12 protein-coding genes are annotated in these 10,364 nt (G+C 63.3%); 8 read left to right on the plus strand and 4 right to left on the minus strand.

Translation table 11 applies throughout. The features are described 5' to 3' along the window. The coding region (locus VOI29_RS18340; protein ID WP_323781930.1) for a bifunctional metallophosphatase/5'-nucleotidase at positions 1-1,571 on the minus strand (1,571 nt) is incomplete at its 3' end. A gap of 172 nt (positions 1,572-1,743) precedes the next feature. Here VOI29_RS18340 and VOI29_RS18345 point away from each other — a divergent pair. The 3 genes from VOI29_RS18345 to arsC are packed head-to-tail and all read left to right on the plus strand — an operon-like array spanning position 1,744 to position 3,475. After that, positions 1,744-2,082: a DUF952 domain-containing protein gene (locus VOI29_RS18345; protein ID WP_323781933.1), complete on the plus strand. Its 339-nt coding sequence runs from the start codon at positions 1,744-1,746 to the stop codon at positions 2,080-2,082. Further along, positions 2,079-3,137 carry a quinone-dependent dihydroorotate dehydrogenase gene (locus VOI29_RS18350; protein WP_323781936.1) on the plus strand — a complete coding sequence of 353 codons (1,059 nt, stop codon included), beginning with the start codon at positions 2,079-2,081 and terminating at the stop codon, positions 3,135-3,137. The genes VOI29_RS18345 and VOI29_RS18350 overlap by 4 nt, the downstream gene beginning before the upstream one ends. Further along, positions 3,134-3,475 carry an arsenate reductase (glutaredoxin) gene (gene arsC, locus VOI29_RS18355; protein WP_323781939.1) on the plus strand — a complete coding sequence of 114 codons (342 nt, stop codon included), beginning with the start codon at positions 3,134-3,136 and terminating at the stop codon, positions 3,473-3,475. The genes VOI29_RS18350 and arsC overlap by 4 nt, the downstream gene beginning before the upstream one ends. Positions 3,476-3,568: 93 nt before the next feature. On the opposite strand, the gene VOI29_RS18360 is transcribed toward arsC, so the two are convergent. Genes VOI29_RS18360 through VOI29_RS18370 form a run of 3 tightly spaced genes read right to left on the minus strand, consistent with a single transcriptional unit; the run spans position 3,569 to position 5,832 of the window. Next, positions 3,569-4,888: an MATE family efflux transporter gene (locus tag VOI29_RS18360; RefSeq protein WP_323781942.1), complete on the minus strand. Its 1,320-nt coding sequence runs from the start codon at positions 4,886-4,888 to the stop codon at positions 3,569-3,571. A 6-nt stretch (positions 4,889-4,894) separates the two neighbouring features. After that, positions 4,895-5,413 (minus strand): PaaI family thioesterase, encoded by a 519-nt coding sequence (locus VOI29_RS18365; protein ID WP_323781945.1) that lies wholly within the window; start codon positions 5,411-5,413, stop codon positions 4,895-4,897. Then, complete coding sequence (locus tag VOI29_RS18370; protein ID WP_323781948.1) at positions 5,410-5,832, minus strand: PaaI family thioesterase; 423 nt, start codon at positions 5,830-5,832, stop codon at positions 5,410-5,412. The genes VOI29_RS18365 and VOI29_RS18370 overlap by 4 nt, the downstream gene beginning before the upstream one ends. A 124-nt stretch (positions 5,833-5,956) precedes the next feature. Here VOI29_RS18370 and VOI29_RS18375 point away from each other — a divergent pair, with 124 nt between their 5' ends. The 5 genes from VOI29_RS18375 to VOI29_RS18395 all read left to right on the plus strand — a co-directional run. Continuing rightward, on the plus strand, positions 5,957-6,325 hold the full coding sequence (locus VOI29_RS18375; RefSeq protein WP_323781952.1) for a MerR family DNA-binding transcriptional regulator: 369 nt from the start codon (positions 5,957-5,959) through the stop codon (positions 6,323-6,325). A 423-nt stretch (positions 6,326-6,748) separates the two neighbouring features. Beyond that, positions 6,749-7,150 carry a MerR family transcriptional regulator gene (locus VOI29_RS18380; RefSeq protein ID WP_024089717.1) on the plus strand — a complete coding sequence of 134 codons (402 nt, stop codon included), beginning with the start codon at positions 6,749-6,751 and terminating at the stop codon, positions 7,148-7,150. A 74-nt stretch (positions 7,151-7,224) separates the two neighbouring features. Continuing rightward, positions 7,225-9,006 carry an acyl-CoA dehydrogenase C-terminal domain-containing protein gene (locus VOI29_RS18385; RefSeq protein ID WP_323781955.1) on the plus strand — a complete coding sequence of 594 codons (1,782 nt, stop codon included), beginning with the start codon at positions 7,225-7,227 and terminating at the stop codon, positions 9,004-9,006. A 72-nt stretch (positions 9,007-9,078) separates the two neighbouring features. Beyond that, positions 9,079-9,291 carry a hypothetical protein gene (locus tag VOI29_RS18390; protein ID WP_323781957.1) on the plus strand — a complete coding sequence of 71 codons (213 nt, stop codon included), beginning with the start codon at positions 9,079-9,081 and terminating at the stop codon, positions 9,289-9,291. Between the two features lie 28 nt (positions 9,292-9,319). Beyond that, positions 9,320-10,364, plus strand: a 1,045-nt coding sequence (locus VOI29_RS18395; protein WP_323781960.1) for an acyl-CoA dehydrogenase family protein, incomplete at its 3' end; no start/stop codon positions are given.

Raw genomic sequence — 10,364 nt, forward strand, 5'->3', positions numbered from 1 at the left:
TGAGTGATCCGCCCGTCCGTGTAGGGGGGATAGGGGCCTTGCGCCGCCAGATATCCTGCCAGCACATCGGCCAGATCCGGACCAAAGTCATAGGCGTTTTTATCGCCGCCCTCGAACATCGCATAGCCATCACCGCCGTTGCGGACATAGTCATTGGTGACCACAAGATAGGTCTTGGCCGGATCTATCGGCACAAAGCCCCCGCCCTCTGCCACCATCACCTGCCTGATGCGGCCCGCGTCCGGCACCGCTGAAGCGTCCCAGCTGAACGTGAGGCCTGCAACCTGAGGAAAGCGGCCCTTGACGTCCTCCACCTGGCTGACCCCGTTCTCCAGCGCCTGCACCAGGGTTTTGCCCGGGATCTCAAAGGTCGACAGCGTATTCTGGAATGGCAGAATGGTCAGCACTTCGCCCATGGTGACGGGGCCGGCATCCAGGCTGGCGCGGATCCCGCCGGAATTGGCGATGGCAATGGTTACGCCCTGATCCTGGACGCGGTCCAGCATCGCGTCGGCCACCAGATTGCCCATCTGGCATTCCTGCACCCGGCAGACGTCCCGGCTGCCCTCAACCGGCGCGGAGGTTTCCGCCACCACCTTGTTGCGGATCTCATCCAGCGGCTTGGCCAGTTCAGCAATGCGGTTCAAAGTGGCCGTGTCCTCGGCGACAGCTGCATCCATGATCAGCGGCTCGCCCTCCGCACTGATCACCTTGCCCGCGTCGTCAAAGGTCACATTCAGCTCGCCCAGGAACTTGCCATAGGCATAGGCCTGCACGATCTGCACCCCGTTCACCACGGTTGGATACGGACCCGCCGCCTTATCCGAGGTATTGGACAGATAGGTGTTGCTGTGGCCGCCGACGATCACGTCAACGCCGGTGGTTTCCGCCGCCACCCGCTGGTCGACGCCATAGCCCGAATGGCTCAGCACTACGATCTTGGTCACGCCTTCCGCGGTCAGCCGGTCCGCCTCGGCCTGCACCGCTGCCACCGGATCGGAAAATGTGATGTTCCTGCCGGGGCTGGCCAGTTCATGGGTGTCCTCCGGTGTCAGGCCGATCAGGCCGATCTTTTCGCCGCCGCGCTCGATCACCGTGGACTTCTTCAGCACCTCCGCCAGCGCCGGCTCGGCCGAGATATCGGCATTGGACATCAGCACCGGAAAGCCGACCGCGTCCATGAAGCCGCGCAGAACCTCGGGGCCGTCGTCGAATTCATGATTGCCGACAGTCATCCCGTCATAACCGAGCTGGTTCATGAACTCGGCCGCGGCCTTGCCCTTGTAATAGGTGTAGAACAGCGAACCCTGAAACTGGTCTCCGCCATCCACCAGGATCGCGTTCTCTGCCCGCGCACGCGCTTCGGCAACCGCCGTCACCAGCCGCGCGGTGCCGCCGAAACATTTGCCCTCGGCCTGATCCCCGGCATCACAGGTGCTGTCATACTTGCTGATCGGCTCGAACCGGGAATGAAAGTCGTTTGTGTGCAGAATGGTCAGCCTGTAGTCCGCCGCCGCCGCGCCGGCGGTCAAGGCCAGAGCCGCAACCGGTGTGAGAATCCGTGCAATCATAAGGGGCGCTCCCGTTTTCTGGTTCTGGGAAAGCCTGCGCCCAAAGACCGCCCTGGTCAAAGGGGAAAAGCCGGGCTTGTGCGTCTTCTCGTGTCAGCATTCCCGGTGGCGCCACGCCTTGCCAACGCCAATCCCCCTTGATTCATCCGCAATCGCAGGGCATCAGGCCTCTATGCTGATTTACAAGATTTTCCGGGCGGACGAATGGGCCGCACTGCAGGCTCAGGGTGAAACCCGGGGCGCGCCGATTGATGTGGCAGATGGCTATGTCCATTTTTCCACCGCAACCCAGGCGGCAGAGACCGCGGCCAGGCATTTTGCCGGGGCCGAGGGGCTGACCCTGCTGGCCTGTGATGCAGAGGCCATGGGCGATGACCTGAAATGGGAGGTCTCCCGCGGCGGTGCCAGGTTCCCGCATCTGTTCCGCAACATCCGCATGGCGGATGTGGTCTGGGCCAAGCCGCTGCCGCTGGCCCAAGGCGTGCATCAGTTCCCGGAGGAAATGGCGTGAAGCTGACCGAGAAACTGGCGCTGGCCGCCATGCACAAGGTGGATCCGGAGACCGCCCATGGCCTGTCCGTCAAGGCGCTGACCCTGGGGCTTGCCCCTGCCCCGGGCCCGGTGAGCTCAGCCCGTTTGAAAACCTCTTTGGCGGGGATTGATCTGCCGAACCCGGTCGGCCTCGCGGCGGGCTATGACAAAAACGCCGAGGCATTGGCGCCGCTGGCGAAATCCGGTTTCGGCTTCATCGAGGTTGGCGCCGCCACCCCGCGCCCGCAGCCTGGCAACCCCAAGCCGCGCTTGTTCCGCCTGACCGAGGACAAGGCCGCGATCAACCGTTTCGGCTTCAACAACGAAGGCATGGAGGCAATTGGCGCCCGGCTGGCGCAGCGTCCGCGGGATGCCGTCATCGGGCTGAACCTTGGCGCCAACAAGGACAGCGAGGACCGCGCCGCGGATTTTGCCAAAGTGCTGGCCCATTGCGGCGCGGATCTGGATTTTGCGACGGTCAATGTGTCCTCCCCCAACACCGAGAAACTGCGCGACTTGCAGGGCAAGGCGGCCCTGTCGGCGCTTTTGGCCGGAGTTGTTGAAACCCGCGACAACCTGAGCCGCCGGGTGCCGGTGTTCCTGAAGATCGCCCCGGATCTGGACCGCGAGGGGATAGAGGACATCGCTGCCGTCGCCGTTGAAAGCGGCATTGATGCGTTGATCGCCACCAACACCACCCTGTCGCGCGATGGTTTGCAAAGCCTGCACAAAGGCGAGGCCGGCGGGCTGTCCGGCGCGCCTTTGTTTGAGAAATCCACCCGCGTGCTGGCGCAGCTGTCGGAACTGCTGGACGGCAAGGTGCCACTGGTGGGCGTTGGCGGCATCAGCAATGCAGAGCAGGCCTATGCCAAGATCTGCGCCGGGGCGTCTGCGGTGCAGTTCTATACCGCGATGGTCTATGGCGGGCTGTCGCTAGCCGGTGATATTGCCCGCGGACTGGACGGGCTGCTGGCGCGGGACGGGTTTGACAACGTCGCGCAAGCGGTTGGAACAAAACGGAAGGATTGGTTGTGATCACCTATTGGCATTATCCGAAATGCTCAAAATCCCGCGCGGGGCTGGCACTGATCAAAGAGCGCGGCGTGCAAGTTCAGACGCGGATCTATCTGGAAGATGCGCCTTCGGTCGAGGAATTGAAGGCCGTGCAGGCCGCGCTTGCCGTCCCGGTGGTGGAAATGATGCGGACCGGTGAAAAGGCGTTCAAGGAGCTGGGCCTTACGAAGGACAGCCCGGAGGAGGATCTGCTGGCCGCGATGGCCGCGCATCCGATCCTGATCGAGCGCCCGATTGCCGTCAAAGGCGGCAAGGCCGTGATCGGCCGCCCGACCGAGGCGATTGAAGCGCTGCTGTAACGGCAGGCGCCGGTTGCCGGCGCGCAGACCCTCCCGGAAACCGCCTGACATCCGGGCCGGAATTCCCGCAGAATTCCGGTTCCCGCGGTGACGTCAGACGCCAACCTGCGCCTCCAGCCGCGGGTAGCGCAGGCCCAGCGTCACACCGCGGGCAATGTTCAGCACCAGCAACGACGCCCACAGGCCATGGTTGCCGAACGCCGGCACCAGCAGCAGCAGGGCCGCCACATAGGCCGCCACCGATTGCAGCATCGCCCACCGCATGTCGCGGGTCCAGGTGGCACCGATGTAGATGCCGTCGAAGATCCAGCTTGCGACACTCAGCACAGGCATCGCCACGGCCCAGATCAGGAACACCCGCCCTGCCTCGCGGACCTCGGGGGAGGTGGACATCAGGTCGATCAGTGCAGGGCCGCCCGTGGCAAAGGCAATGCCCAGCAGCACCGCTCCGCCAACGCCCCATTGCGCAGTGACGATTGACGCGCGGCGCACTCTTTGGCGGGTCTTGGCGCCGATGGCCCCGCCGACCAGCGCCTCGGCTGAGAAAGCAAAACCGTCCAGCGCAATGGCTGTGATTTCAACAAACTGCAGAAGGATCTGATTGGCGGCGAGGTTCACGTCGCCGACGCCGGAACCGATGAACAGAAAGGTCGTGAATGACCCCGTCATCAGCAGCGAGCGCACCATGATGTCGCCGTTCACCTGCATCATCCGTTTCAGCCGCGCCGGATCGAACACCCGTGCCCAGTCGCGCCACTGATCGCCGGCAAAGGCATCGCGGCACAGGTACAGCCCCAGCACCAGCCCGGTCCATTCGGCGATCAGCGTGGCGATGGCTACGCCTTCGACACCCCAGCCGAGGCCCAGCACGAACCACAGGTCCAGGACGATGTTCAGACCATTCATCCAGACCTGCAGCAGGAACACGCCGCGGGTGCGCTCAACCGCGATAAGCCAGCCGGTGACAGCATAGAGCGCAATTGTGGCAGGCGCGCCCCAGATGCGGATCTGCAGGTAGCCACGGGCCAGGCTTTCGACCTCGGCACTGGCCGGGGCAAGTGCGAAGGCGCCCCGGAATACTGCGGCCTGGGCAATGGTGAACACGGTTCCGGCAGCAAAGGCCAGAAGCAGCCCGCGCACCAGAAGCGCGCCTGTCTCGGCCCAGTCCCCAGCGCCGCGCGCCTGTGCCGCCAGCCCGGTAGTGCCCATGCGCAGGAAGCCGAAGAGCCAGTAGAACGCCGCCAGGATCACCGCACCGATTCCAACGGCACCAATCGGAGCGGCCTCGCCCATCTGGCCGACCACGCCGGTGTCCACCGCGCCCAGGATCGGCACCGTCGCATTCGACAGCACAATCGGCAAAGCGATTGTCAGCACCCGTTTATGGGTGATTTCGGTGTTCGCGCCGGTCATCGTGTGTCAGCCTTCGCCGTTCTGGTTCTGCGGCATCAGGAAATGGCCGGTGGCCTGGGCGAACAGCTTGTCCTTGTGGTCCTGCCAGGCCTCCACATGCACCGAGGCATAACGGCGGCCCGAGCGGTTCACCCGCGCCCGCGCATAGGCGTCGCGCGGCAGGCCGGAGCGCAGGTAGTCGACGGTAAAATCGATGGTCTTGGGCTGGCGCGGCAGGTTGCCCTTGGCCATTTCCGCCGGGTCCAGATCACCGGTTTCGATGCGCTGCCAGAGATGTGACCAGTTGAGGGTGATCATCGCTGTGATTTCCAGGAAGGCCGCGGTGACGCCGCCGTGGATCGCGGGCAGGAACGGGTTGCCGATCAGCTTGTCGTCGAAATTCAGCTGCGCGGTCAGCTCATCGCCGCGGCGGTCGAAAGTGACGTTCAAGAAGCGGATGTAGGGCACCGAATCCACCAGCGCCGAAAGGGCTGCATCGCGGCGCTGCTTGACCACCTGAATCGGTTCAGGACGGGGGCGGCTCAAAACTTATTCTCCACAGTGAAGGCGCCGGAGGCTGTGGCGACGGGGCGGTCTGTATCCTCGTCCATCGCAACCGCGCGGACAAAGGCAACGCTGCGGGTGATCTGATGGCAGGTGGCGCGGGTGGTGATCGTCTGGCCCGGAGACGCCGGGCGCATGTAGTCGATGCGCAGATCGATGGTGGCGGTGCCGCCGGGGGCCGAGGGGTGGCTCATCACCGCTGCGCCGCAGCAGGTGTCCATCAGCGCCGAGACTGCGCCGCCATGGATGACACCGGTTGCCGGATCACCGACCAGCTTCTCGTCGTAAGCCATGCGGATTTCGGCAGTGCCGTCGCCGATCTCGGTCAGCTTCATGCCCAGTTGCTTGGCATGGGGGATGGCTTCGATGAACTGGCGCGCGAGGTCGGTCTTGTCGGCCATGGGGCTGTCCCTTTGAAATGTCTCCCCCATCTTTGGCCCCGGCCCGGAAAAAGCGCAAGTGTGCCGCCGCGGAGGTTGCACTGTTCGCTGCAAGTGCCTAGGTTCCCGGCAAGGGAGATGACGGATGACCGACAATAGATTGTCATTCAAGGAAATGTGCGCCGAGTTCGAGGTTACGCCGCGGACGCTGCGCTATTATGAATACATCGAATTGCTGCACCCCGACCGCGAAGGCCGGTCGCGGTTTTATGGCGCGCGGGAGCGGGCGCGGATGAAGCTGATCCTGCGCGGCCGCAAGTTCGGCTTTCAGCTGGAAGAGATCCGCCAATGGTTGCTGATCTATGAAAAAGAGGGCAACGACGCCCAAAACCATGCATTCATGGAAATGGCCGACCGCCAGCTTCTGGAGCTGGACAAGCAGCGCGAGCAGATCAATGAAGCCATTGAAGAGCTGAACGAACTGCGTGAAAGCACCCGGGCCCTGCTTAAGTAACCCGAATCCCCGCCTTTCTAAGTCCAATCCAGCACCCGCGCTGTGTCAATCGGCCGGGCGAGCGCCTGCCCGCGGGGTGGCGCCGGTCGCGCGCGTGCGCCACTGCATTCCTGCCAACAAGCACGGCTTCTTGAATATACCGGCGCCTCGCCAGAACGCCCGCCCGTTGGCAAGCGCGGGCGCCGCGGTATCGCCTTGCGTCCGGGCTGTTGGATTCTGCCATAGCCGCATCTTGAATACGGTGCGGCCCCGGCCTGCGCGCCCTCCAGATCAATCATTGCGCCGCTTTCTGTTCTCTTTACGACACTTTCGCGCTCCCTGAAAATGACGCAACGTACAACTTACGTAAACGTAAAGTCAGTCTTGATCGAAATCCCGGATGCGGCCAGCTTGCTCCTGCACCAAGCCGTAAGAGTGACGATGATGACCGAGAAAACCATGACCATCCGCGAGATGTGCGAGGCTTATGACGTAACTCCCCGCACGCTCCGGTTCTACGAAGCCAAGGAACTGCTGTTCCCGATCCGCGACGGCCAGAAGCGGCTGTTCACCAAACGCGACCGCGCCCGGCTGAAGCTGATCCTGCGCGGCAAGCGGTTCGGGTTCAGCCTGGAGGAAATCCGCCAGCTGCTGGATCTGTACCATGTCGGCGACCAGCAGGTGACTCAGCTGACCAAGACCTATGAGGTCGGCCGCGAGAGGCTTGCCGATATGGAGCGCCAGCGCGAAGAGCTGACCGAGGCGATCGAGGACCTGAAAGACCAGCTGGCCTGGGGCGAAAAGATGATCGCCTCGATGCGGGCCAAACAGGAGGCCGCCGAATAGGCAGCCGCCCCGCCCTATCCCGCCGGCCTGCCCGGCATCGACCCGAAGCAACAAGACCCCTGAAGAGGACCGCAATGCCTTCCTATACAGCCCCCGCAAAAGACGCCCAGTTTATCCTGCATGACGTATTGAAAGTCTCCGGCAGCGACATCCCCGGATACAACGAACTGGAGCCGGAGTTCACCGGCGCGGTGCTGGAGGAAGCCGGCAAGATCGCCAGTGCGGTTCTGCACCCGCTGAACGTGGTGGGCGATGCGGAGGGCTGCCGCCTGGAAAACGGCGTAGTCTACACCCCCAAAGGGTTCAAGGAGGCCTTTGAACAGGTCAAGGAGGGCGGCTGGACCGGGCTGGACATGCCGGAGGAGTTCGGCGGCCAGAACATGCCGTATGTCATGGGCACCGCAGTGGGCGAGTTCTTCTCTTCCGCAAACCAGGCCTTTACCATGTACCAGGGGCTGACCCACGGGGCTGCTTCGGCGATTCTGGCGCATGGCACCGACCAGCAGAAGGCCACCTATCTGCCCAAGATGGTCAGCTGCCAATGGACCGGCACCATGAACCTGACCGAACCGCATTGCGGCACCGACCTGGGCCTGATGCGCACCAAGGCGGAACCGCAGGGCGATGGCAGCTATAAGATCTCGGGGCAGAAGATCTTCATCTCGTCCGGCGACCATGACATGGCGGAGAACGTGGTGCATCTGGTGCTGGCCAAGATCCCCGGCGGCCCCGAGGGCATCAAGGGCGTCAGCCTGTTCATCGTGCCCAAATTCATTGTCAGCGCGGATGGCACCCCGGGCGAACGCAACGGCGTCTCGGTCGGCAAGATCGAGGAGAAGATGGGCATCCACGGCAATTCGACCTGCGTGATGGATTATGACGGCGCCACCGGCTGGCTTTTGGGCGAAGAGCACAAAGGCATGCGCGCCATGTTCACGATGATGAACGAGGCCCGTCTGGGCGTCGGCATGCAGGGCCTGGCGCAGGCCGAGGCCGCCTATCAGAACGCGGTGGAATACGCCAGGGACCGGCTGCAGGGCCGCGCCGTGACCGGCGCCGAAAACCCGGACGGGCCCGCCGATCCGCTGATCGTGCATCCGGACATCCGCCGCTCGCTGATGGATCAGAAAAGCTTTGCCGAAGGGGCGCGCGCGTTCCTGCTGTGGGGCGCCACCCTGATCGACCAGGCGCACCGCGCAGGCGACAAGGACGCCGACGGGCTGATCTCCTTGATGACGCCAGTGATCAAGGGCTTCCTGACCGATCAGGGCTACGACATGACCGTCCAGGCGCAGCAGGTCTATGGCGGCCATGGCTACATCGAAGAATGGGGCATGTCGCAATACACCCGCGACGCCCGTATCGCGATGATCTACGAGGGGGCCAACGGCGTGCAGGCACTGGATCTGGTGGGCCGCAAACTGGGCCAGCACGGCGGCAAATATGTTCTGGCGTTCTTTGACCTGGTGAAAACCTTCTGTCAGGAAAATAAAGAGGTTTCCGAGACTTTCGGCAAAGACTTCATCGATCCGCTGAAGGCCGCCTCCAAGGACCTGCAGGCGGCCGGTATGTATTTCATGCAAAACGGCATGAAGGATCCCAACCACGCGCTGGCCGGGTCTTACGACTTCATGCATCTGTTCGGACAGGTCTGCCTGGGCCTGATGTGGGCTAAGATGGGCAAGGCCGCGCAGGAAGCGCTTGACGCCGGGGCCGATGACGCGGCGTTCTATGAGACGAAACTCGCAACCGGCCGGTACTATATGGCACGGCGGCTGCCCGCGACCAAACTGCACCTGGCCCGCATCGAAAGCGGAGCCGAACCGGTGATGGCGCTGGAGGCAGACGCCTTTTGATGCCTTTCGGGCGCCCCTGTCCGGGGCGTCCATCCAGCCCGGCCGGTGCTTTGACATGCAAAGGACCACATGATGCCGAAACGTTTCCGCCTGACCCGCCGGTTCCCGGTTGCAATGACCGAGGAGGGCTACCGCAAGCTCAGGAAGTTTGCCCAGGAGGCGGGGCTGGATGAAGGCGAGGCGCTGTCATTCCTGTTCGAAAATTTCGACAGCGTGACGGACTATGAAAACCTGAGCCACCGGCTGCGGCTGTTCAATGCCGAGCTGGAAGCCCGCAAGAGATAAGGCCCGGGAAGCGGCCAAAGGGAGAAAGATGACCGAGACGCGTTCTGCATGGATGACAGATGAGCATCGGATGCTCAGCCAGATGACGGCCCAGTTCATCACTAATGAATGGGCGCCCAAGTTCGAGACCTGGCGCAAGCAAGGCATAATGGACCGGGAGACCTGGACCCAGGCGGGCGGCCTTGGCCTGCTCTGCCCGTCCATCCCCGAGGCCTATGGCGGCGCCGGCGGCGACTTCGGCCATGAAGCCGTGATCCTGATGGAAGGCAGCCGCGCCAATCTGGCCAGCTGGGGCCAAGGCATCCATTCCGGCATCGTTGGCCATTATATTCTGGCCTATGGCACCAAAGAGCAGAAACAGCGCTGGCTGCCCAGGATGGCGACCGGAGAGCTGGTCGGCGCGCTGGCAATGACTGAACCCTCCACCGGCTCGGATGTGCAGGCAATCAAGACCAAGGCGGTCAAGGATGGCAATGCTTACCGGTTGTCGGGACAGAAGACCTTTATCACCAATGGCCAGCACGCCAATCTGATCCTGGTTGCAGCCAAGACCGACCCGGCGGCGGGCGCCAAGGGTATCTCTCTGGTGGCAGTGGAGACCGACGGCGCCGCTGGCTTCAGCCGCGGCCGCAACCTCGACAAGATCGGCTGCCATGCGGCGGACACCTCCGAGCTGTTCTTTGACAATGTGGAAATCCCGCCAGAGAACATTCTGGGCGGCGCCGAGGGCCAGGGCTTTTACCAGATGATGCAGCAGCTGCCGCAAGAGCGCCTGATCATCGCTTGCGGCGCAGTCGGCGCGATGGAAGGCGCGGTGGAGCGCACCATCGCCTATTGCAAGGAGCGCGAGGCGTTCGGCGGCCCGATCCTGCAGTTTCAGAACACCCGCTTTAAGCTGGCGGAATGTCTGACCAAGGCCAAGGTTGCGCGCGCCTTTCTGGACGAATGCATTGCCGAGCACCTGCAGGGGCGGCTGAGCGTCGAGAAAGCGGCGATGGCGAAATACTGGATCACCGATACCCAGGGCGAGGTTCTGGACGAGTGCCTGCAACTTTTCGGCGGCTATGGGTACA

Origin of the sequence: Leisingera sp., assembly GCF_034669605.1 — a bacterium.
Classification (GTDB): Bacteria; Pseudomonadota; Alphaproteobacteria; order Rhodobacterales; family Rhodobacteraceae; genus Leisingera.